This is a genomic window from Pantoea sp. X-Soil-TKNS-1211 (genome assembly GCF_059730495.1).
Map to the genome: position 1 here is coordinate 3,359,505 of NZ_AP035953.1, position 23,208 is coordinate 3,382,712.

At 55.1% G+C, this 23,208-nt stretch carries 22 protein-coding genes; 13 read left to right on the plus strand and 9 right to left on the minus strand.

From position 1 onward, the window contains the following. Positions 1 to 132: 132 nt before the first annotated feature. The gene (gene mgtA / locus AC6I8W_RS15900) at positions 133 to 2,856 is read right to left on the minus strand and encodes a magnesium-translocating P-type ATPase (RefSeq protein ID WP_497835796.1); all 2,724 of its coding nucleotides are present in this window, start codon (positions 2,854 to 2,856) and stop codon (positions 133 to 135) included. A gap of 660 nt (positions 2,857 to 3,516) precedes the next feature. Here mgtA and AC6I8W_RS15905 point away from each other — a divergent pair. From AC6I8W_RS15905 to AC6I8W_RS15925, 5 genes are read left to right on the plus strand one after another with little or no spacing between them, the layout of a single operon-like run. Then, entirely contained in the window at positions 3,517 to 5,085 is a 1,569-nt protein-coding gene (locus tag AC6I8W_RS15905) for an ABC transporter substrate-binding protein (RefSeq protein ID WP_497835797.1), read from the plus strand. After that, positions 5,085 to 6,137: an ABC transporter permease gene (locus AC6I8W_RS15910; protein ID WP_497835798.1), complete on the plus strand. Its 1,053-nt coding sequence runs from the start codon at positions 5,085 to 5,087 to the stop codon at positions 6,135 to 6,137. Before AC6I8W_RS15905 ends, AC6I8W_RS15910 begins: the two co-directional genes overlap by 1 nt. Next, entirely contained in the window at positions 6,134 to 6,991 is an 858-nt protein-coding gene (locus AC6I8W_RS15915; RefSeq protein WP_497835799.1) for an ABC transporter permease, read from the plus strand. The genes AC6I8W_RS15910 and AC6I8W_RS15915 overlap by 4 nt, the downstream gene beginning before the upstream one ends. Further along, complete coding sequence (locus AC6I8W_RS15920; protein ID WP_497835800.1) at positions 6,981 to 7,814, plus strand: ABC transporter ATP-binding protein; 834 nt, start codon at positions 6,981 to 6,983, stop codon at positions 7,812 to 7,814. The genes AC6I8W_RS15915 and AC6I8W_RS15920 overlap by 11 nt, the downstream gene beginning before the upstream one ends. Further along, positions 7,807 to 8,484 carry an ABC transporter ATP-binding protein gene (locus AC6I8W_RS15925; protein WP_497835801.1) on the plus strand — a complete coding sequence of 226 codons (678 nt, stop codon included), beginning with the start codon at positions 7,807 to 7,809 and terminating at the stop codon, positions 8,482 to 8,484. Before AC6I8W_RS15920 ends, AC6I8W_RS15925 begins: the two co-directional genes overlap by 8 nt. A 106-nt stretch (positions 8,485 to 8,590) precedes the next feature. Here AC6I8W_RS15925 and AC6I8W_RS15930 read toward each other — a convergent pair whose 3' ends face one another. The 3 genes from AC6I8W_RS15930 to AC6I8W_RS15940 are packed head-to-tail and all read right to left on the minus strand — an operon-like array spanning position 8,591 to position 11,154. Then, complete coding sequence (locus AC6I8W_RS15930) at positions 8,591 to 9,376, minus strand: ABC transporter ATP-binding protein (protein ID WP_480371646.1); 786 nt, start codon at positions 9,374 to 9,376, stop codon at positions 8,591 to 8,593. Continuing rightward, on the minus strand, positions 9,376 to 10,221 hold the full coding sequence (locus AC6I8W_RS15935) for an ABC transporter permease (protein ID WP_480365129.1): 846 nt from the start codon (positions 10,219 to 10,221) through the stop codon (positions 9,376 to 9,378). The genes AC6I8W_RS15930 and AC6I8W_RS15935 overlap by 1 nt, the downstream gene beginning before the upstream one ends. Before the next feature lie 21 nt (positions 10,222 to 10,242). Next, positions 10,243 to 11,154 (minus strand): ABC transporter substrate-binding protein, encoded by a 912-nt coding sequence (locus AC6I8W_RS15940; protein ID WP_497838209.1) that lies wholly within the window; start codon positions 11,152 to 11,154, stop codon positions 10,243 to 10,245. A 264-nt stretch (positions 11,155 to 11,418) separates the two neighbouring features. Between AC6I8W_RS15940 and speG the strand changes: the two genes are divergently transcribed. Next, positions 11,419 to 11,964, plus strand: a complete 546-nt coding sequence (gene speG, locus AC6I8W_RS15945; RefSeq protein WP_497835802.1) for a spermidine N1-acetyltransferase — start codon at positions 11,419 to 11,421, stop codon at positions 11,962 to 11,964. A 21-nt stretch (positions 11,965 to 11,985) separates the two neighbouring features. Here the strand turns inward: speG and AC6I8W_RS15950 are convergent, their stop codons facing one another. From AC6I8W_RS15950 to AC6I8W_RS15970, 5 genes are all read right to left on the minus strand, one after another. Beyond that, positions 11,986 to 12,405 carry a peptidase associated/transthyretin-like domain-containing protein gene (locus AC6I8W_RS15950; protein WP_497835803.1) on the minus strand — a complete coding sequence of 140 codons (420 nt, stop codon included), beginning with the start codon at positions 12,403 to 12,405 and terminating at the stop codon, positions 11,986 to 11,988. 96 nt (positions 12,406 to 12,501) lie between these two features. Continuing rightward, a complete protein-coding gene (gene mmuM / locus AC6I8W_RS15955; protein ID WP_497835804.1) occupies positions 12,502 to 13,437 on the minus strand; it encodes a homocysteine S-methyltransferase in 936 nt (311 codons plus the stop codon). Then, positions 13,427 to 14,842: an S-methylmethionine permease gene (mmuP, locus tag AC6I8W_RS15960; RefSeq protein ID WP_497835805.1), complete on the minus strand. Its 1,416-nt coding sequence runs from the start codon at positions 14,840 to 14,842 to the stop codon at positions 13,427 to 13,429. Before mmuP ends, mmuM begins: the two co-directional genes overlap by 11 nt. 133 nt (positions 14,843 to 14,975) lie before the next feature. Continuing rightward, positions 14,976 to 15,314, minus strand: coding sequence for a DUF2002 family protein (locus AC6I8W_RS15965; protein ID WP_497835806.1), 339 nt, complete (start codon positions 15,312 to 15,314; stop codon positions 14,976 to 14,978). Between the two features lie 173 nt (positions 15,315 to 15,487). Continuing rightward, positions 15,488 to 15,841, minus strand: a complete 354-nt coding sequence (locus AC6I8W_RS15970; protein WP_497835807.1) for a DUF2002 family protein — start codon at positions 15,839 to 15,841, stop codon at positions 15,488 to 15,490. A 149-nt stretch (positions 15,842 to 15,990) separates the two neighbouring features. Here AC6I8W_RS15970 and AC6I8W_RS15975 point away from each other — a divergent pair, with 149 nt between their 5' ends. The 7 genes from AC6I8W_RS15975 (at position 15,991) to proW (ending at position 23,150) form a co-directional block, all read left to right on the plus strand. Continuing rightward, positions 15,991 to 16,305, plus strand: coding sequence for a DUF883 family protein (locus AC6I8W_RS15975; protein WP_480365140.1), 315 nt, complete (start codon positions 15,991 to 15,993; stop codon positions 16,303 to 16,305). A gap of 408 nt (positions 16,306 to 16,713) precedes the next feature. Then, complete coding sequence (locus AC6I8W_RS15980) at positions 16,714 to 16,956, plus strand: redoxin NrdH (protein ID WP_013510173.1); 243 nt, start codon at positions 16,714 to 16,716, stop codon at positions 16,954 to 16,956. A gap of 4 nt (positions 16,957 to 16,960) precedes the next feature. Then, a complete protein-coding gene (gene nrdI, locus AC6I8W_RS15985) occupies positions 16,961 to 17,395 on the plus strand; it encodes a class Ib ribonucleoside-diphosphate reductase assembly flavoprotein NrdI (protein WP_497835808.1) in 435 nt (144 codons plus the stop codon). 5 nt (positions 17,396 to 17,400) lie between these two features. After that, the gene (gene nrdE, locus AC6I8W_RS15990) at positions 17,401 to 19,482 is read left to right on the plus strand and encodes a class 1b ribonucleoside-diphosphate reductase subunit alpha (protein ID WP_497838210.1); all 2,082 of its coding nucleotides are present in this window, start codon (positions 17,401 to 17,403) and stop codon (positions 19,480 to 19,482) included. A gap of 8 nt (positions 19,483 to 19,490) precedes the next feature. Beyond that, positions 19,491 to 20,450: a class 1b ribonucleoside-diphosphate reductase subunit beta gene (nrdF, locus tag AC6I8W_RS15995; protein ID WP_041525983.1), complete on the plus strand. Its 960-nt coding sequence runs from the start codon at positions 19,491 to 19,493 to the stop codon at positions 20,448 to 20,450. Positions 20,451 to 20,844: 394 nt separating this feature from the next. Next, positions 20,845 to 22,032 carry a glycine betaine/L-proline ABC transporter ATP-binding protein ProV gene (gene proV, locus AC6I8W_RS16000; RefSeq protein WP_480365145.1) on the plus strand — a complete coding sequence of 396 codons (1,188 nt, stop codon included), beginning with the start codon at positions 20,845 to 20,847 and terminating at the stop codon, positions 22,030 to 22,032. Positions 22,033 to 22,034: 2 nt separating this feature from the next. Next, the gene (gene proW, locus AC6I8W_RS16005; protein WP_497835809.1) at positions 22,035 to 23,150 is read left to right on the plus strand and encodes a glycine betaine/L-proline ABC transporter permease ProW; all 1,116 of its coding nucleotides are present in this window, start codon (positions 22,035 to 22,037) and stop codon (positions 23,148 to 23,150) included. Positions 23,151 to 23,208 lie beyond the last annotated feature (58 nt).

Consider the following 23,208-nt stretch of genomic DNA (forward strand, 5'->3'; position numbering starts at 1 on the left):
ACGCTGTTTGATTAAAAGCCCAAATGGTTAAAACCGTTAGCGAATCACCACGGTTAACAACACGATCACCGCCATGATGATCAGGCAATGGCACACCACTTTATCCAGTTTGCGCATGATGCCTCCCTGGGTTCAGAACCACTGACCAAAACGTTTGATGTAGAGGGTTTTCATCCCCTGTGCCACCAGGCAATAACCCAGTAAAGTCGCGACCAGCCACGGGAAATAAGCCCAGGGTAATGGCATCAGACCCACCATTGCGCCAAGCGGTGAGAATGGCAGCAATATCCCCGCCAGCATCACACAGGCAGTGGTGAGCAACACCGGTAATGCGGCACGGCTCTGAATAAATGGGATCTTCTGCGTGCGCAGCATATGCACCACCAGCGTCTGCGACAGCAATCCCTCCACAAACCAACCGGACTGGAACAGTGACTGCATGGCAGGCGAGTTAGCGGCGAACACATACCACATCACCGCAAAGGTGGTGATATCAAAGATCGAGGATGTCGGTCCAATCCACAACATAAAACGTTTGATGTTACGCGCATCCCATTTACGTGGTTTACGCAGAAATTCGCGGTCCATTTTGTCCCACGGCAAAGCCAGCTGAGAAACGTCATACATCAAGTTCTGAATCAACAGATGAATCGCCAGCATCGGCAGGAAGGGAATGAATGCACTCGCCACCAGTACCGAGAACACGTTGCCAAAGTTAGAACTGGCGGTCATGTTGAGGTACTTAATGATATTGCCGAAGGTTTCACGCCCCTTCATCACCCCAGCTTCCAGTACCATCAAATCTTTTTCCAGCAGGATGATGTCAGAGGACTCCTTCGCGATATCCGCCGCACTGTCCACCGAGATCCCGACATCAGCATCGCGCAGTGCCGGAGCATCGTTGATACCATCACCGAGGAAACCCACAGTATGATCCTGCTGCTGCAAGGCACGCAGAATGCGTGATTTTTGCAACGGCGTCAGTTTGGCAAACACCGCGCTACGTGCCGCAACCGCTGCCAGCTGATCATCATCCATTGCCGCGATATCATCGCCGGTAACAATGGTGCCGCAGTCAATACCCACCTGCTGGCAAATACGCGCTGTGACCACCGGGTTATCTCCGGTCAGCACTTTCACGCTGACGCCATTCTCCTGTAACGCGGTGATGGCCTTCGCGGCGCTTTCTTTCGGCGGATCGAGGAACGTCAGCAACCCTTCCACCGTCAGCCCTTGCTCATCTGCTACGCTCAACGCCTGTTGGAGGCCCGGCTCCGCTAGCACGCGGCTAGCCACCAGCAAGACGCGGAAACCTTGTTGGTTGTACTGATGTGCCAACGCCAGCAGCTCAGCGCGACGAGTCTCATTCAGGGGCTGGATCAGTTTGCCTTCACGTTCGGCGACGGCAATGCTCAGCATCTCTTCCACTGCGCCTTTACAGATCAAGAGCTGCTGGCCGAGACGGCGGTCTCCCACCACCACCGACACCCGGCGACGGACAAAATCAAACGGCAACTCATCCACTTTGCTGTAATAATCAGCCACCGCATGACTGATGCGGGTTTCACCGTAGCGCAGGATCGCGCGATCCATCAGGTTAGGCGTGCTGCTCTGATAGTGGCTGTTCAGCCAGCTCAGCATCAAAACGCGTGAGTTCTCTACACCCGTGCAATCCAGGTGGTGCTCCAGAATGATGTTGTCCTGGGTCAGCGTGCCCGTTTTGTCGGTGCACAGAATATCCATCGCGCCCAGGTTCTGAATCGCGTTCAGGCGTTTCACAATCACTTTGCGGCGCGACATGGCGATCGCCCCTTTCGCCAGATTGGAGCTGACGATCATCGGCAACATTTCCGGCGTCAGACCAACCGCCACCGCCAGCGCAAACAGGGTGGCATCCAGCCAGTCGCCCTTGGTCAGGCCATTAATCAGCAGCACCACCGGCACCATCACCAGCATAAAGCGAATCAATAACCAGCTGACGCTGTTAACTCCCCGGTCAAAGGCGGTTTGCGTCCGGTTGCCGACAATGGATTTCGCCAGGCTGCCAAAATAGGTTTCCTCACCGGTTGCCACCACCACCGCCCTGGCGGTGCCGCTGGAGACGTTGGTGCCCATCAGACAGACGCTACCCAGCTCCAGCAGGGATGCCCCCTGCTGACTTTCGCTGCTGCTTTTGCTCGCCACGTTGCCGGTGACATCATATTTTTCTACCGGCAGCGATTCGCCGGTCAAAATCGCCTGGCTGATAAACAGGTCGCGTGAATCCAGCAGACGCACATCGGCTGGCACCAGATCACCGGCAGACAGCCAAATAATATCGCCCGGCACCAGCGTGGTGATGTCCACTTCCTGTTTACGGGCAGGCTGCTGTGCCGATTCACGACGTTGCACCGTGGCGGTGGTGCGCACCATTGATTTCAGCGCCTGAGCGGCTTTATTGGTTCGAAACTCCTGCCAGAAGCGCAACAAACCGCTGAGCGTCACCATTGTCACAATGATGATGACACCCGTCAGATCCGTCTCCTCACCACGACGCGCGGGCAGCCAGAAATCAGTGAAAAAACTCACCAGTGCCAGCACCATCAAGACATAGATAAACGGATTGTTGAATGCGTGAAACAGTTGCACCAGCGCCGCTGGTGCTTTGTCATGCGCCACCTGGTTATGACCAAATACCGCCAGGCGTGCTTCGGCTTCACTGTCGCTCAGTCCCTGCACATCGCTGTGCATCCGCGCCAGGGTCTCGTTCGCGCTGTAAGCCGCTTCTTCTTCAATCCGATAGCGTGGGAGTTTCTGGCGCGGTGAACGTGCAAAGTTCAGCCCATTTTTTTCATTATTGAGTTTCATGTCAGTCATCGTGACATTCCTCTTTTTTACGGCAATAAATATCCCTGCATGGTTTACATGCATTAATGGGGTGATTAATTAACGGCTGCGCGTTATTTCAAACGAAATAATCCACCGGGAATAGTCATCCATCCTCCCGGAAATATAAAAATAAAACTACGCGCAGAGATTATCAGCACACTGACATTCAGTGTGCGCACCGAGGTGGAGGGAAAAGTGCGTGTAAAATCATGTGCATGACGTTATCCCCGAGCCGTAGCTCGTACCAAAATCACCTAAGGGGAACAATCGTCAGAAATGAGAGAGGATTGCTGCCCGCCGACTCCGGCAAGCAGCAACAAAAGAATTCGTGCGTCAGCTTGCCTTGTATGATGTTAAATAAGGGTGACTGTCCAACTGAATTCTCCTGTTTGAAGTTGCGGCCATTATATTCCCGGCTCATGTATTGTAAAGTTAATTATGTGGCCATCGATTCCCGTTTAATTTCCGTTGTAAATTGGCGGATATTTCTACCCACCGAATGTTAAGGTTTCGCAAATCCATTAACCTGCTTATAACTGTAACGTTAGTCTTAGAACAGTTAAGCATATGCATAGCCGATAATTGACTATTCTTCATGGCAGCGCTTTCGTAAACTCGCGTTACTTTTTTATAAGGCAAGGAAATCTCATGAAAAAAATAATCCCCTCCCTGCTGGCGTTATCGATGGTAGCCGCATTCACAACTCAAGCTGCCACTCCGAAAGATACGCTGGTGATTGCCCAATCCACTGACGATGCCGACAGCTTTGATCCGGCGAAAGGCTTTGAGCTGACCACCGTGCAAGCGTTTACTAACCTTTATCAACGTCTGGTCCAGTCCAATCCGCAGAATCCAACCGAACTGCAACCCACGCTCGCCACCTCATGGCAACCAGGCAGCGACAACCGTAGCCTGACGTTTGAACTGCGCAAAGACGCCAAATTCTCCAGCGGCAACCCGCTGCGCCCGGAAGATGTGATCTTTTCGCTGGGCCGCGTAGTAAAACTGAACCTCGATCCTTCCTTTATCCTGACTCAATTGGGCTGGAACAAGGACAACGTCGACAGTTTCCTGAGCAAGGTCGACGATAACCACGTCAAAATTAGCTGGAGTGCCAACGTCAGCCCGGCCTATGTGTTGAGCCTGCTCTCGGCACCGGTGTCCTCGATTGTTGACGAGAAAACTGCGCTAGCGCATGAGAAGAATGGCGACTTCGGTAACGCCTGGCTGGCGACCAACTCCGCGGGCAGCGGTCCGTATCAGATCCGCAAAGTGGTGCTGCATGAAGTGGTGCTGCTGACCGCGAACCCAACCTCCCCGGCTGGCGCGCCTAAACTGAAAAATATCCTGATCAAAAACGTACCGGAACCGGCTGCGCGTCGTCTGTTGCTGGAGCAGGGTGATGTGGATATCGCGCGTAACCTCGGAGCTGACCAAATCGCCGCGCTGAAAGGCAAAGCAGGCGTCAAAACCGAAGCAATCCCGATGGCCTCGCTGTACTACATCCAGTTCAATGTCGGTGCCGATCCGGTACTGAAAAACCCGGCGTTGTGGGAAGCAGCACGCTACCTGTTCGACTATAAAGGTATCGCTAATGACCTGCTGAAAGGTCAGTTCGAAGTGCATCAGACCTTCCTGCCAAAAGGCTTCCTTGGCGCGTTAAACGACACCCCGTACAGCTACGATCCGGAAAAAGCCAAAGCGATTCTGAAGAAAGCTGGCCTGACCAACGTCAGCTTTACCCTTTCCACCAGCAACCAGCCGCCGTATCTCGACATCGCTCAGGCGTTGCAGGGGAGTTTTGCTAAAGGTGGTGTGAAAGTTGAAGTTCAACCGGGACTCAGCTCGGAAGTCTCTACCAAAGTGAAAGCGCATCAGTATCAGGCCACGCTGAATGCCTGGGGTGCTGACTACTTCGATCCCAACACCAACGCCGCCTCTTTCGCTTACAACCCGGAAGATGGCAGCAAAACCATCGCTTACCGTTCCGACTGGCACATCCCGGAGTTAAGCAAACAAACCCTGGCAGCCACCGCCGAGAACGACAATAACAAACGTGTTGAGCTGTACCAGGCGATGCAGCGTGAAGTGTTGAAGAACTCACCGTATGTGATTGGCTTGCAGGCACGTAACCTGATTGCGTTACGCGATAACCTGAAAGGCTATGTACAGGGTATCAACCCGGACATGGTGTATTACTCACAGGTCACTAAGTAATGGCGGCGTCAGCTCCTCAGGCCGGCTTCGCCCGGCCACTCTGGCAACGCGCCAGCCGATTGCTCACCAGCTTGCTGTCGCTGCTGGTGACGCTGATCGGCCTGCTGGCTTTTACCTTTATGCTGTCACATCTGTCGCCGGTCGATCCGGTACAGCAGATCGCCGGTGATCATGCCAGCGAAGCCACCTATGCGCAGGTGCGCCACGATCTCGGTCTCGATCAACCGGTGCTGGTGCAGTTCTGGCGTTATATCAGCCATCTGGCGCAGGGGAATCTTGGGCTGTCCCATCTGACCAATCAACCGGTCAGTGCTGACCTGATGCGCACCTTCCCGGCCACTATTGAGCTGGCAACCTGTTCGATGATTTTTGCCGCCGTGTTCGGCGTGGCGCTGGCGTTGTTGGCCGCATGGAAGCCGGGTAGCATTATTGATAACGTGGCGCGTTTTATCTCGCTACTCGGCTACTCGGTGCCGGTGTTTTGGCTCGGACTGCTGGGCTTGCTGCTATTTTATGCTGTGCTGCACTGGTCTGCCGGACCGGGACAGTTGGATGATATCTGGATTTATACGCTGGAGCCGAAAACCGGCTTCGTGTTGATTGATAGCTGGCTATCGGGCGATCCTGAGATGTTCCGCAACGCCATTGCCCATATCTGGCTGCCGGTGGTAATCCTCGGTCTGCTGGCGATGGCGGGGATTACGCGTCTGCTGCGTGCCGCGCTGCTGGAAGAAAGTAGCAAGGAATATGTCATCCTGGCACGCGCCAAAGGTGCTGGCCGCACGCGTATTCTGCTGCGCCATATTTTTCCCAACGTGCTGGGCACGCTGATTACTGTTATCGCCCTCTCTTACGCCACTTTGCTGGAAGGATCGGTGCTGACGGAAACCGTTTTTGCCTGGCCGGGAGTTGGACGTTATATGACCAATGCCCTGTTCTCCGCCGATGTTCCGGCAATTCTCGGCGCCACCTTGCTGATTGGCAGCTGCTTTATTCTGCTCAACGCCGTGGCCGACGCCCTGACCTGGTTAACCGATCCGAGAACCCGATGACTCAACAACTCTCTGAACTGGAAACGTTGCGCCCGCGCCGCAGCCGTCGCCGCATCACCTCACTCAGCATTGGCCTGACGCTGGTGGGCATTCTGCTGGTGATGGCGTTGTTTGCGCCATTGCTGGCCCCTTACGATCCCAATGTACAAACCATTGGTATGCGCCTGCTGCCGCCTTCAGCCGCCCACTGGTTCGGCACCGATGGCTTTGGTCGTGACCTGCTGTCACGCGTGATTTATGGCACCCGCCCGACGCTGATGCTGGTGACGCTGATTCTGGTGCTGACCATCCCGGTTGGCCTGCTGGTCGGCATCACTGCCGGTTATGTGGGTGGCTGGACCGAGCGCGTACTGATGCGCATTACCGATATCTTTCTCTCGTTGCCTAACCTGGTGATCGCGCTGGCATTTGTCGCCATGCTAGGTCCCGGCCTGATGAACGGTGCGCTGGCGCTGGCGCTCACCAGTTGGCCACCCTTTGCCCGTCAGGCACGTGCCGAGACCCTGGCACTGCGTCGCAGCGATTACCTCGCCGCCGCACGTATGCAAGGCATCACCGGCCTGCGCCTGATGTTTGGTCATATCCTACCGCTCTGCCTGCCCACCGCCGTGGTGCGTGCCGCGCTAAGCCTTGGTGGCATCATTCTTTCCGCAGCCGGTTTGGGCTTCCTCGGGATGGGCGTACAGCCGCCGACCGCTGAATGGGGTTCGATGGTAGCTGAAGGCAGTAAAGTGATTTTCGACCAATGGTGGGTCGCCGCGGCACCCGGCGGAGCCATTTTGCTCGCCAGCCTGGCGTTTAACCTGACAGGCGATGGCCTGCGCGATCAACTGGATACTCGTCATGCCAAATAATCTGTTAATTGATGCTCAGGGCCTGACGATTCGTAGCGATGATGCGCTGCTGGTCGACAACATCCATTTGCAGCTGGGACGCGAACGCGTGGCGCTGGTCGGCGAATCCGGTTCGGGTAAATCCCTCACCGCCCGCACGCTGATGGGCCTGCTGTCACCGTCGCTGCATCTGCACGCAGAGCGCTTGCAGGTGGTGGGTCAGGATGCGTTGCAGATGCGTGAACGTGACTGGAGCCGACTGCGTGGCAGCAAGGTGGCAATGGTGATGCAGGACCCGAAATATGCACTCAACCCGACGCGCACCATCGGCTGGCAGGTGGAGGAACCGCTGGTGCTGCACCACCGTCTGAGCCGCGCCGAGCGCCAAGAGAAGGTAGGTGAGATGCTGGACGCGGTGGGTTTACCCGATCCGCGTCAACTGATGAAACGTTATCCCCATCAGCTCTCCGGCGGTATGGGACAACGTGTGATGCTGGCAATTGCCTTAATTACCGATCCCGAACTGTTGATCGCCGATGAACCGACCTCAGCGCTCGATCATGCCATGCGCGATCAGGTGTTGGCGCTGATTCGCCGCCTGGTGGAACAACGCAATATGGGGCTGCTGTTGATCAGCCACGATCTGCAACAGGTTTCGGAGCACTGCGAACGGGTGATGGTGATGTATAAAGGCCGGGTACTGGATACGCTGCCTGCGGCGGAGTTGTCCCACGCCAGCCATCCTTATACTCGCACGCTGTGGGCCTGCCGCCCGAGCAAAGCCACCCACGGCACCGCACTGCCGGTGCTGGATCGTGCCGCCCTGGAGCAGAACCATGATTGAGTTATCCAACCTGAGCGTGTCGCATAAGCAGGGCTACGAGCTGCGCACCGTGGTGCATGACGTCACCCTCAACGTGAAGGCAGGTGAGTGTTTTGGCCTGGTTGGCCCCTCAGGCTGCGGCAAATCATCGCTATTGTGGGTGATCGCCGGGCTGAATCCGCACTGGTCCGGCAGCATGGCGCTGGCAGGCACCCACGTGCAGCCAGGTAAGCCATTTACCGGCCAGTTACGCCGCGAGGTGCAGATGGTGTTTCAGGATCCCTATGCATCGTTGCATCCACGCCATCGCCTGCGCCGTACCCTGGCTGAGCCGCTCAAGATGCTGAAGCAGGACAATATCGATGATCGCATCAATGACGGCTTTCGCCATGTTGGTCTCGACCCGGTGTTAGCGGACCGCTATCCGCATCAGTTGTCCGGTGGTCAGCGCCAGCGCGTGGCGATCGTTCGCGCGCTGTTGTTGCAGCCGAAGATCCTGCTGCTGGATGAGCCAACCTCGGCGCTGGATATGTCGGTACAGGCGGAGATCCTCAACCTGTTGAACGATCTGAAGCGCGATGATGGACTGACGATGGTGCTGGTGAGCCACGATCCTGACGTGATCGATCATATGTGCGATCGTGCGGTGCGTATGGCCCAGGGGCGGATTGTTGAGGTATTAAGCGCGTAACCTGTTGCACACATCCGTAGCGGCGCGATTTATCGCGCAATGGTGCAGCCAGGTCAAAACCGCGCGATAAATCGCGCCGCTACGGGCTGATTTATCGCGCAATCCATCAATGCGCCATGGTTTGCAGCGTTTCGCTGCGAATCGACTCGGTAATCTCCGCCTTCAGCGTCATAAATTCCGGTGAGGTTTTGATGGTGTAATCGCGCCCGCTGTTAAAATCCACCGCCACTTCCTGCTTGATGCGACCCGGCCTGGCGCTGAAAATCGCCACTTTGTTCGCCATAAAGATCGCTTCATCAATGTCGTGGGTGACAAACAGCACCGTCTTGCGCGACTGCTCCCATACCGACAGCAACAGTTCCTGCATCATCACGCGCGTCTGATTATCCAGCGCACCGAAAGGCTCATCCATCAGCAACACTTTGGGATCGTTAGCCAGCGCGCGCGCAATGGCGGTGCGCTGCTGCATCCCGCCCGATAGCTGACGTGGATAGTGCTGCGCAAAACCGCGCAAACCCACCTGCTGGATATAATAATCGCTGCGTTCTTTCTGCTGCGCCGCACTCAAGCCACGCTCACGCAGGCCGAAGCGAATGTTTTCTTCCACCGTCAGCCACGGGAACAGCGTGTAGCTCTGGAACACCATGCCACGGTCAGCACCCGGGCCATCCACCGGTTGCCCGTCCAGCCAGATTTCCCCGCTCGTGGGCGTATCCAGCCCGGCGATAATGCGCAGCAACGTCGATTTACCGCAACCCGATGGCCCGAGGATGGTAATGAAATCATTCTCTTCCACCTGATAATGAATCGGTTGTAGCGCCTGGGTTTGTTCACCTTTCGGCCCGGTAAATACGCGCTCCACCCCGCGTACGTTCAGCTTGCTGTGCTTCATCACAGGTTACTCCATGCAAACAAGCGCCGGTTGGCAACTTTGAACAGATAATCCGATACCAGACCGATACAACCAATCACGATGATGCCAAAGATGATTTGCCCGGTATTCAACAGCGCCTGGCTGTCGACAATCATATGGCCGATACCGCTTTCCGAACCGATCAGTTCGGCAACAATGACGTAAGTCCAGGCCCAACCCAGTACCAGCCGCAACAGTTCCGCAATGCCAGGGGCAGCGCCAGGGATCAATACCCGACGCACGATCGAGCGATTGCTACAACCCAGCGTATAGGCTGCTTCGACCAAATCGCGTCGCGCGCTGCTGACAGTGACCGCCACCATCAATACAATCTGGAAAAAGGAGCCGATAAAGATGACGAGGATCTTCTGCATCTCACCAATACCGGCCCACAGGATCAGCAGCGGCACAAAAGCCGATGCCGGCAGATAACGGCAGAAGGAGACAAAGGGTTCGAGAAAGGCTTCCCACATTTTATATGCGCCCATCATGATACCGAGCGGCACACCAATCAGCGCTGCCAGCAGGAATCCGGCCAGAACGCGCATCACCGTCATCCCAATATCCAGCGAAAAATTATATTCGGTGAACAGCGATACGCCCTGCTCCAGCATGGTGATCGGATCAGCAAGGAAGGTTGGCGAAACCATGCCACTGAAGGTCACCAGCGCCCACACCGCGACAAACAGCACAAAGAATGCCACGCCAAGGCCGATACGCAGCCGGGTAGAGATCGCTTTTAACGGCACCATCAGCGGATTGTGCCAGCGACGCGGCGCATCCGGCAGTGCCTCGGGCGGCGTTGCGGGTTGGCTTTTACTCATCTCCATCTCCTGTCTCCCTGATTACTGCACGAAGCTGGCGTCGTACAGGCTTTTCACGTCTGGCATTTTCTTGATCACGCCTGCACGCAGCAGCAGTTTGCCCGCTTCATCGCTGAAGCTTTCGATTTCACCGTTAAAGAATTTTTTGTTCTCTTCCGGACCCGCCCAGCGTAGGTAGCTGGCGGATTCGGCAAATTCTTTACCGGTAGATTTCACTGCCGCACCCATGATTTCGTTCGATTTATCCGGCTGTTGTTTAATCATCTCCAGCGCATCGTAGTAGCTCGCCACCAGCGCTTTCGCCGCCTGTGGATGCTCTTGCAGGAAGGTTGGCGTACAGCCGAGGGTATCCATCACCATCGGATAGTCGAGGGTAGTGGCAAGGATTTTGCCGGCTTTCGGCTGGTTACGGATCACGGAGAGATAAGGTTCATAGGTCACCGCCGCGTCGTTTTGTCCGGCTGCAAACGACTGTGCCGCCGCCTGCGGTGCCATGGTCGCCAGGTGGACGTCTTTCATCGTCAGGCCGTTTTTATCCAGCATCCACGCCAGCAGGAAGTAAGGTGACGTGCCCGGCGCATCAACCGCAATGGTTTTGCCTTTCAGATCTTTGATGCTGGTGATATCGCTGCGGGTTGCCAGACCATCCGCCCCGTAGGATTTATCCAGTTGGACGATTTGTTTGATCGGCACACCGGCCGCATTCCACGAAATATAGGTTTCCACTGTGGTGGCAGCGCACTGAATGGTACCAGACGCCACCGCCAGATGACGGCTGCTTTGCGGGATCATTTTGACATCGACATCAAGGCCATGTTTTTTGAAGATTCCCGCTTTGTCGGCCAGGGTCAGCGGCGCAAATCCAGTCCAGCCGGAAATGCCGATCGCCACTTTAGTGTCGGCCGCCTGCGCGCTCAGCACGCCTCCTAACATCACTGCCACGGTTAACGCACGAACTGCATGTTGCACTGGCTTACCCATCTTCCACTCCTGTCAAAAGGTGATGAAAAACAACAGTTGTATAGTCTTATCTATACAAGCAAAGCAATGGCTGTGCCAAAAGCAGATTGAGTCTGTGCGGTGGCGCAGGCTGATGATCTGAAAATGCGCTGCACCGTCACGGAGCAAGCGCGAAAGCGTAATAACCACTTTGGTGCAGCTATACTTGGCACATCTGAGTTAAAGAAGGAATGTCATATGACGGTGAAATTACGTCCGCTGGAACGGGAAGATCTGCACTTTGTGCATCAGTTAGATAACAACGCCAGCGTGATGCGTTACTGGTTCGAGGAGCCGTACGAAGCCTTTGTTGAGCTTTCGGACCTGTACAACAAACATATTCATGATCAGACCGAACGTCGTTTCGTGGTTGAACATGATGGGCAGAAAGCCGGGCTGGTGGAGCTGGTCGAGATTAATCACGTCCATCGCCGCTCTGAGTTTCAGATCATCATCGATCCAGCGCATCAGGGCAAAGGTCTGGCGAGTCAGGCGGCGAAACTGGCGATGGATTATGGCTTTTCCGTGTTGAATCTCTACAAACTCTACCTGATTGTCGACCAGGAGAATGAGAAAGCCATCCACATCTACACCAAGCTGGGTTTTGAAGTGGAGGGGGTGCTGAAACACGAGTTTTTCATCAACGGCGCGTACCGTAACACCATTCGTATGTGCATCTTTCAGCAACAATACCTGGCGCAACATAAAACGCCGGGAGCAATGGTGCAGCCAACCGCGCAGTAGCTGCGCGATTCGTGCCTGCAATTAACCGCGCGCGCCCACCGGGTTCAGGAAAGGTTTGGGGTTGGCTGGCTTCAGGTCATACATGCCACCATAGAACGGATCGACCAGCAGCCAACCCGGGAAACCGAGCAACGGAATATTGCCCAGCAGATACCACAGATTGGCGCTGCCCTCGATCGGCATCGTCAGCGGAACATAGCCAGGTTTCTCCAGCATCACCTGATAATGCTTCTTGCCAAAGTAACTACCGGTGGATTTCGCCAGTTCGACGAACTGCGGCGTAACGCCCTGTGCCACCGCGTGGCCGGTCTCATCCTGCACGGTGAAACGTGCGCCCTGCGGCACGGAGTCAATTCGTACCGATTGCGTTTCGGTGCCAACAATGGTCGCACAGCCGCTTAACAGCAGCGCACAGGCAGGAAGGAGATGTCGCAGGTTCATAGCAGGTCCGCTTCAGGGTCAGAAGGGACAGTCTAAACTGCCCTTCCGCCCTTTTCACTCGCCTCAATCGCGCTATCAGTGGCGCTTTTCGCCGCTTTATTGCGGTTGACAACAGGCGGCAATCGCCGCGATATCCCGGGGCGTGGTACGGCAGCACCCGCCAATCAGGCGTGCGCCTGCCTGTTGCCACTCGGGGAATTTGTCATGCAGCGTGCAACCCGACGGGGCCGAATGCCAGGTTTTGCTGGTGGCATCGTACTGCTCGCCGGAGTTGGGATACACCAGCAGCGGCTGGTTGCACAGCGCCTGTAGCGTGCGCAGCGCGGGCGTTACATTTTCCAGCGCGACACAGTTGATCCCCACCGCCACCACTTGCGGTGACGCGTTGAGCAACGCCGCAACTTCGCTCAGCGGTGTACCATCGCTGATATGGTTTGCATCACGCAGCGTGAAGGAGAACCAGGCGCTGCTGTCCGGGAACTCCGCCAGCAGGCTGACCAACGCCTGCGCTTCCGCGAATGAGGGCAAGGTTTCACATGCCAGCAGATCCACCCCCGCTTCCAGCAAGGCGGCGAAACGGGGGCGATGGAAGGCTTTCATTTCAGCTTCCCGCAGCGCGTAATCACCACGATATTCCGCGCCATTGGCGAGAAAGGCACCGTAGGGGCCAACCGAACCCGCCACCAGCAACGGTGCTGTGGTGCCAGACGCTGCACGATAATCATCGCGCGCACGCTGTGCCAACGCGGCGCTCTGCTGAATCAGCGTCCGGGACTGGCTTTCATCCAGCCCGCGCTGCGCGAACCCCTGCGGTGTGGCCTGGTAGCTGGCGGTAATGGCGCAATGGGCACCAGCGGCAAAATAGTCGTAGTGCACCTGATAGATCAGTTCAGGGTTTTCCATCAACACTTTTGCCGACCAGAGCGTGTCAGCCAGATTACAGCCACGCGCTTCCAGTTCGGTTGCCAGCGCACCATCAAGGATCAGGGTATCGGTTTGGGATAGCGCCTGCGCTACCGGGTTACGCCACATCGTTGGCCTCCTCAGCCTTCAGAGATGATTTACGTCGTTGCGTGACATGGTATGCGGCATAGCAGAAGAGAACAAACGGAATTCCGCACCACAACGCAATGCGCTGGGACGGGTCGAAAGCCAATCCTACGCAGGCCAACAGACAGAGCAGGAAACCGAGGATCGGGGTCAGCGGGTAAAGCGGCGCACGGTACACCAGATCCTTCAGCGAACCGCCCTGCTGGAGATGGTGGCGACGGAACATAAAATGGGACGCACAAATACTCAGCCACACCGCCACCACCGCAAAACCGGAAATCGCTGACAGCGCAACGAAGACGGTATCGGGTGCAATCACGCTGGAGAACAGTGCCAGCAGGCCGCCAATCATGCTGATGGTGATCGCCAGTACCGGGACGCCACGGTGATTCACACGGGCAAAGCAGCGCGGCAGGGTGTTTTCATTGGCCAACGACCACAGCATACGGCCCGAAGCGTACAAGCCGGAGTTTGCTGCCGACAGGATCGCGGTGAGAATCACAAAGTTAAAGATATCCGCTGCCCAGGGGATGCCTATCTTCTCGAATACCAACACAAACGAGCTTTTCACGATCCCAGCCTGATCCATGGGGATCAGCGCCGCCAGTATCAGTACGGTACCGATAAAAAACACAATCAGGCGCGCAACCGTAGTACGGATCGCCAACGGCAGCGCTTTTTGCGGCTGTTCGGTTTCACCGGCGGCAATACCGATCAGCTCGGTGCCGGAGAAGGCGAAGTTGACCGCGACCATCGTCATCAAAATCGGCAACGTGCCGTGCGGCAGCCAACCAGATGCGGTGAGGTTATGCAAGCCAGGCGCAGCACTGCCATCCTTCATTGGGATAAAACCAAACATCGCCCCGGCACCGAGAATGATAAAGGCGACAATGGTGATCACCTTGATAATCGAAAACCAAAATTCCCCTTCGGCAAAGAAGCGCGTCGAGACAATATTCAGCAGATAGATGGCAATGCAGAACACCAGGCACCAGAGCCAAACCGGGATGGCCGGGAACCAGTATTGCATGCAAAATCCGGCAGCCGTCAGGCTGGAACCCAGCGCAACGGTCCAGGTGAGCCAGTAGAGCCAGGCGACGGTGTAACCGGTGGCGGGACTCAGGTAACGTGCGGCATAAACATGGAAAGCACCGGTTTCCGGCATCGCCACCGCCAACTCTCCCAGACATACCATCACCAGCCACACCACCAGTGCACCGATCAGGTAAGCCAGCAGCGTACCGGCAGCACCGGTGGTTGAGATGATATAACCGGTATTAAAGAACAGGCCAGTGCCGATCACCCCCCCCAGCGACAGCATCACCAGATGCCGTACTTTCATGGTGCGTTTAAAGTTTCCCTGTGGAGGATGTTGCTCGTTTTGCATTATTTTTATCCATATGGACGTCTAAACATCTACATGGATACAGGGTTATACGCGCCAGCGCGTTGAAATGCAACGTGGCAAAAGGTAAGGATTTTGTCGGGTGGATGCGGCCCCGCAACTGCGGGGCGCAGCGTCAGACGCCGAATACGCCTTGCAGATAGCGCTCCAGCGCGATGCGCGAACTGAAGCCGTGCGGAATACCGTAATGTTCCTGGTTATCGCCAGCCAGATAGAGAGGAAACTGCGTATAGTGATCGCAGGTTTTCATTTCTGATGCCGGTTCGGCAAAGTTCAGACTTTTCTCTTTCAGCGTGGGGTGAATAATCAGGGCCGTGCGCCCCATACGGGCTTCACGGTTGACGTAGACATAACTGTCGCCACGACGATAACCATAGATTTTGGGCGTAAGGGTATCCATTTCGAACCCTGCTTTTTCCAGTACGCGCGCTACCTCATCTGGTCGTAAATACATGCTTGCTCCTCTCTTCTTAGCCTCGCAACCTTACAACAGCCGTGCTGTACAAGGCATTCGGAATTTTCCATAAAGCCAGGTGAAAAACTGCCATCACTGACAACCCGTCTGCATTAAGTATTACGTTTTTATTTAGAGGGAGCGAAAAATGTTTAATTCGCGGCGGCCCCGTATTAACGGAGCGCGTTTAAACCGCCATAAATGCACTGTAAATAGCGTTTCAGCGAAGCACGTGAGGTAAAGCCGTGGGCGATACCATAATGCTCCTCCGTCTCTCCCGCCAGATAGAGCGGAAATTGCGTGTAATGATCGCAGGTTTTCATCTCTAAAGCCGGTTCAGCAAAGCCCAGACTACGCTCTCGCAGCGTCGGGTGGATGACAAGTGCGGTGCGCCCCATGCGCGCTTCGCGATTAACGTAGACGTAGTCTTCGCCGCGACGATAACCAAAGATTTTGGTGGTAAGGGTATCCACTTCGAAGCCTACTTTTTCCAGTACGCTCGCTACCTCATCTGGTCGTAAATACATGATTGTTCCTCTGTTATAAAAGTCGCGCAACTTTACACATCCGGAAAAAAACGGGCATCCGGAATTGTCCCGAAAGCCAGGAGAAAATCTGCGTTTGATCGCGATTCGTCTACACTAAGTCTTACGTTTTAAAGTAAAGGGAGCGAAAAATGTTTAATCGAACCAGTAAAAACGAGGCCACTGATATCAATCAGGATGTGAACGAACTGGCTGATTCGCTGGAAGCATTATTGAAATCATACGGCAGCGAAGCCAAAGACGAAGTGGATAACGCGCGCAGTAAAGCGCAATCGCTGTTGAAACAGACGCGCGCGAAACTGAACGGCAACAACCGTGTTTCCCAGGCCGCACGCGATGCCAGTTACCAGGTTGATGCCTATGTGCATGACAAGCCGTGGCACGGAGTCGGCATTGGGGCTGCTGTCGGTCTGGTGATTGGTGCGCTACTGGTTTCCCGCCGCTAATCCTTATCACACTACAAAACGCCTCGCGTACAGCGGGGCTTTTTTTATTGACCCGTCGCGGCTCGATGCCACAAACCGCGCGATATATCGCGCCGCTACGCATCCGCAGACAAGCTAACGGTCCAGTGATTGTGCAAATTTACGCCTGAATTTGCCTTAAGTGCCCCACCCTCACCCTGCGTAAAAATATTTTTTGGTCGCGAAGGCGCATGATCTCTGGTCTTAGGCCTTTTCTGAGGCTTCAAATCACAAACCCATATATATAGTGGGCTTGACCACGACAACCACTACATCTAGTATTTACTCCATCAACTCGCTACCAGATGTCAGCAAGGATGAGGCTCGCAGCAAAAGGATTTTTTGCTTCGTATCTCGCATCCTGACCATACCAAGAGGGAAATACGAATCATGCGCATTATTATTTACACCAAGAACAACTGTGTCCAGTGCAACGCGACAAAAAATGCAATGGATCGTAATGGCATCGATTACCAACTGATTAACCTCGATTCTCAGCCTGAAGCCATCGACAACCTCAAATCCCTTGGCTATCGCCAGGTGCCGGTGGTAATGACCCACGATGACCACTGGAGTGGCTTCCGTCCCGATAAAATCGCCAGCCTGCGCCAGCTCGCTGCGGTCGGGGGATAAGGCGATGTTTCCACTGGTGTACTTTTCCAGCCAGTCGGAAAACACGCACCGATTTATCACACGTCTGGGACTGCCTGCACGACGGATTCCCATCGACAGCATGCAGCGCCTGCATATCGACCAGCCCTATATTCTGGTGGTGCCAAGCTACGGCGGCGGCAGTGCCCGAGGGGCGGTGCCCGGACAAGTGATCCAATTCCTCAATGATGAAGCTAACCGACGCGGTATCCGCGGGGTGATTGCTGCCGGTAACCGCAACTTCGGTGCGGGGTTTTGCCTGGCGGGCGACATCATTGCGCAGAAATGTCAGGTTCCCTATCTCTACCGCTTTGAGTTGATGGGAACCCCCGACGATATCGCTAATGTAAAAGCGGGAGTGACCCAATTTTGGCAACGACAGACACCCTCAACGGCGCAGGACTTGACTACCACGCCCTGAACGCGATGCTGAACCTGTATGACGCCGATGGCCGCATCCAGTTCGATAAAGATCACGAAGCCACGCATCAGTTCTTCCTGCAACATGTAGTACCTAATACCGTGCCTTTCGCCTCTGCGGCGGAACGCCTGCGCTATCTGGTGGCCGAAGGCTACTACGAAGCCGACATGCTGAATCAGTACGATTTCGATTTTCTGTGCCAGCTGCACGACGAAGCCGATGCCTGGGGTTTTCGTTTTCATACCTTCCTCGGCGCGTGGAAGTTCTACACCAGCTACACGCTGAAAACCTTCGATGGCAAACGCTACCTCGAAACCTTTGAACAGCGCGCCTGTATGGTGGCGCTGACGCTGGCACGCGGTAACGAAGCGCTGGCACGTGAACTGCTGGCAGAGATGCTGAGCGGTCGCTTCCAGCCTGCGACGCCCACCTTCCTGAACTGCGGCAAACAGCAGCGCGGTGAACTGGTCTCCTGCTTCCTGTTGCGTATCGAAGACAATATGGAGTCGATTGGCCGCGCGGTGAACTCCGCATTGCAGCTTTCCAAACGCGGCGGTGGCGTGGCGTTTCTGCTGTCAAACCTGCGTGAATCCGGTGCGCCGATTAAGCGTATTGAGAACCAATCCTCCGGCGTAATTCCGGTGATGAAGATGCTGGAAGATGCGTTTTCTTACGCCAACCAGTTAGGCGCACGTCAGGGCGCGGGCGCGGTGTGGCTGAACGCACATCATCCCGATATTCTGCGCTTCCTTGATACCAAGCGCGAAAACGCCGACGAGAAGATCCGTATCAAAACGCTGTCGCTCGGTGTGGTGATCCCGGATGTTACCTTCCGGCTGGCGAAAGAAAACCGCGAGATGGCGCTGTTTTCGCCTTATGACGTGGAACGTATTTACGGAAAAGCGTTTGGCGATATCAGTATCAGCGAGCACTACGAAGAGATGCTGGCCGACGATCGCATTCGCAAAACCTTTATTCAGCCACGCGACTTCTTCCAGACGCTGGCAGAGATTCAGTTTGAGTCCGGCTATCCCTACATCATGTATGAAGACAGCGTGAACCGCAGCAACCCGATTGCCGGCCGCATCAATATGAGCAACCTGTGTTCGGAGATTTTGCAGGTCAACAGCGCCAGCGAGTTTCATGACGACCTGAGCTATCGCCGCGTTGGCAAAGATATCTCCTGTAACCTCGGTTCGCTGAATATCGCCCACGCGATGGATTCGCGCAATCTGGCACAGACGGTGGAAGTCGCGGTGCGTGCACTGACCGCCGTGTCCGATATGAGCGAGATTAACTCGGTGCCCTCCGTCGCCGAAGGCAACCGCCGTTCTCACGCGATTGGTCTCGGACAGATGAACCTGCATGGCTATCTGGCGCGTGAAGGGATGGCTTACGGCTCAGAAGAGGCGCTGGATTTCACCAACCTTTATTTCTACTGCGTCACCTATCACGCGGTGCGGACTTCCAACCTGCTGGCGCAGGAGCGTAAACAAAGCTTCGATGGCTTCTCGCAATCCACCTATGCCAGCGGCGTGTATTTCGACAAGTACACCGAACAAGTCTGGCAGCCCCGTACCGCGCGCGTGGCGCAGCTGTTTGCCGACGCAGGTATTGCCCTGCCCACTCAGGCTGACTGGCAGGCGTTGCGTGATGCAGTGATGACGCACGGTCTGTATAACCAGAATCTGCAGGCAATTCCGCCTACCGGTTCGATCTCATACATCAATCATGCGACCTCCAGCATCCACCCGATCGTGTCACGTATTGAGATTCGCAAAGAGGGTAAAACCGGGCGCGTTTACTACCCGGCACCGTTTATGACCAACGACAACCTGGATTTCTATCAGGATGCGTACCAGATCGGCCCGGAAGCGATTATCGATACCTACGCCGAAGCGACTCAGCACGTCGATCAGGGGCTTTCTCTGACACTGTTTTTCCGTGATGACGTCACCACACGCGATATCAACAAAGCGCAGATTTACGCGTGGAAGAAAGGCATCAAAACGCTTTATTACATTCGACTGCGCCAGATGGCGCTTCAAGGCACTGAGGTACAGGGCTGCGTCTCCTGCGCGCTGTGATGACAACTATGCGACTAAATCAAATTCAAGCAATTAACTGGAACCGCATTCAGGACGAGAAAGATCTCGAAGTGTGGAACCGCCTGACCAGCAACTTCTGGCTGCCGGAAAAAGTACCATTGTCCAATGATCTTCCCGCCTGGCAGACGCTGGATAAACAGCAGCAACAGCTGACCATCCGCGTGTTCACCGGACTGACGTTGCTCGATACCATTCAGAACGTGATTGGCGCGCCAGGGCTGATGGAAGATGCGTTGACGCCGCATGAAGAAGCGGTGCTGTCCAATGTGAGCTTTATGGAAGCGGTTCACGCCCGCTCCTATAGCTCGATTTTCTCCACCCTGTGTAACACAGCGGATGTTGATGCCGCCTATCGCTGGAGTGAAGAGAACGAGGCGCTGCAAAATAAAGCGAAGATCGTGCTGGAACATTATCGCGCGGATGACCCGCTGAAGAAGAAAATTGCCAGCGTGTTCCTCGAATCGTTCCTGTTCTATTCCGGCTTCTGGCTACCGATGTACTGGTCGAGCCGTGGCAAACTCACCAACACCGCAGATTTGATCCGTCTGATCATTCGCGACGAAGCGGTGCACGGCTATTACATCGGTTATAAGTACCAAAAAGCGCTGGAAAATGTCGACGATGCACGTCGTGAAGAGTTGCAGCAATTCGCCATCGAACTGCTGCTGGCGTTGTACGAAAACGAGGTGGTTTACACCGAAGCGCTGTATGCCGATGTCGGCTGGGCGGAAGAGGTGAAAACCTTCCTGCACTACAACGCCAACAAGGCGCTAATGAACCTCGGTTACGAAGCCCTGTTCCCGGCAGAACTCACTACCGTGAACCCGGCTATTCTCGCTGCGCTGTCGCCGAATGCCGATGAAAACCACGATTTCTTCTCCGGTTCCGGCTCCTCATACGTGATGGGCAAAGCGGTCGAAACCGAAGACGAAGACTGGAACTTTTAATCGCTTCATATCGGGCTGGTCTCAGCCCGATATTTCCTCTGACTACTGTTGGTTATTTCCCCGTTATTTCGCCTCTGAATCGTCATCACTCCGTCACTTTACCGTCATTACAATGGTCCATATATCGCCAATTAAAGCGTGATTTATCGCCTTCCAGATAAATAATCCCGTCAAAAGCGCAGAAATTCCACCTAAGATTGAGAAAAAAATTGATCCTTGCTTATCCCTTGTGAGCACTGGAAATTCTCGCCATTTCCTCCGCTATCGCCAAGCGAATATCGCCCACAAGGGTTGTCAGATAATCTCATTATGTTACGGTATAGGCCGCTTAATTTTAATCAGGGCCACAACAAGAAATAGCGAAACATCAATTAACCAGGAATTTAATTACTGCATGGCAATTAAACTCGAAGTAAAGAATTTATATAAGATATTTGGTGATCACCCGGAAAGGGCATTTAAACATATTGAACGCGGTGAGGGTAAAGAGGCAATCCTGGCGAAAACCGGACTCTCTCTCGGCGTAAAAGATGCCAGTCTGGCCATTGAAGAAGGCGAGATCTTCGTCATCATGGGGCTTTCAGGTTCAGGTAAGTCCACCATGGTTCGCCTTCTCAATCGTCTGATCGAGCCGACTCGCGGCCAGGTGATTATTGATGGTGTCGATATTGCCAAAATATCCGATGCCGAACTGCGTGAAGTGCGCAGAAATAAGATCAGCATGGTATTTCAGTCCTTTGCTCTGATGCCTCATCTGACGGTATTAAATAATACCGCCTTCGGCATGGAATTAGCGGGCGTGGCATTGCAGGAGCGTCAGGAAAAAGCGCTGGAAGCATTGCGTCAGGTTGGGCTGGAAAATTATGCGCACGCTTACCCGGATGAACTTTCCGGTGGTATGCGTCAGCGTGTGGGATTAGCCCGTGCGCTGGCAATCAATCCCGATATTTTGTTGATGGATGAAGCCTTCTCGGCGCTTGACCCGCTTATTCGTACTGAAATGCAGGATGAGCTGGTAAAATTGCAGGCAAAACATCAGCGTACCATCGTATTTATTTCCCACGATCTCGATGAAGCGATGCGTATTGGCGATCGGATTGCCATTATGCAGGGCGGCGAAGTGGTTCAGGTCGGTACGCCGGATGAAATTCTGAATAATCCGGCCAACGATTACGTGCGTACCTTCTTCCGTGGCGTCGATATCAGCCATGTTTTCAGCGCCAAAGATATTGCCCGGCGCAGCGCCGGGGCGTTGATCCGTAAAGCGGCCGGTTTGGGTCCACGCTCAGCGATTAAGCTGTTGCAGGATGAAGACCGCGACTTTGGTTATGTGCTGGAAAAACAGAAATTTGTCGGTGTGGTCTCGACGGATTCGCTGAAGGCGGCACTGGCCGCGGGCGAGGGTCTGGACAACGCGCTGCTGGATATTGCGGCGGTTCCTGCGGACACCTCACTGAATGATCTGCTCTCCCACGTGGCGCAGGCACCCTGTGCCGTACCGGTGGTAGGTGAAGAAAATCAGTATGTTGGTGTGATTTCGAAAAGCACGCTGCTGCGCGCTTTAGACCGTGAAGGAGCCTGAGAATGAGTGAACAAAACAGCAATCCGTGGGATAGCGCCAGCCAGACACCCCAGGCCGCCACTCCCGATAGCAGCGCAGCCGATCCCTGGTCAACCGGGGGCAGCGCACCGGCAAGCTCCGGCACGCACGAAGCCGCCAGCCATGCCGCCAGTAACAGCGACTGGTTAAGTAGCGCGCCTGCACCGCAGCCAGAACATTTCAACATTATGGATCCGTTCCATAAAACCCTGATCCCGCTCGACAGCTGGGTGACCCACGGCATCGACTGGGTGGTAAACCACTTCCGCCCGCTGTTCCAGGGCATCCGTGTGCCGGTGGATTATATCCTCAGCGCCTTCCAGCAGTTGCTGCTGGGAATGCCCGCGCCTGTGGCTCTGGTGGTTTTCGCGTTGATCGCCTGGCAGATCGCTAGCCCAGCGATGGGTATCGCTACCCTGATTTCGCTGGTGTTGATTGGCGCGATCGGTGCCTGGTCGCAAGCGATGGTGACGCTGGCACTGGTGCTGACCGCCCTGCTGTTCTGCATCATTATCGGTCTGCCGCTGGGGATCTGGCTGGCACGCAGCGAACGCGCCGCACGGATCATCCGACCGCTGCTGGATGCGATGCAAACTACGCCTGCCTTCGTTTATCTGGTGCCGATTGTGATGCTGTTCGGTATCGGTAACGTGCCGGGCGTGGTGGTGACCATTATCTTTGCGCTGCCGCCGATTGTGCGTCTGACGATTCTCGGGATTAAACAGGTTCCGGCTGATCTGATCGAAGCCAGTGAGTCCTTTGGTGCCAGCCCGCGCCAGATGCTGTTCAAAGTACAGCTGCCGCTGGCGATGCCGACCATTATGGCGGGCGTTAACCAGACGCTGATGCTGGCGCTGTCGATGGTCGTGATCGCCTCGATGATTGCCGTCGGTGGTCTCGGCCAGATGGTGCTGCGCGGTATCGGCCGCCTTGATATGGGCCTCGCTACCGTCGGCGGTGTGGGTATCGTGATCCTCGCCATTATTCTTGATCGTCTGACCCAATCGGTGGGTCGCGACAGCCGCAGCCGTGGCAATCGCCACTGGTACAGCAGCGGCCCTGTTGGCCTGCTGATGCGCCCTTTCAGTAAAAAACCGTAATTCATTTGGGCGGCACATTGTGGCCGCCCGTCTCCGACGCCACACGTAAAATAAGGAA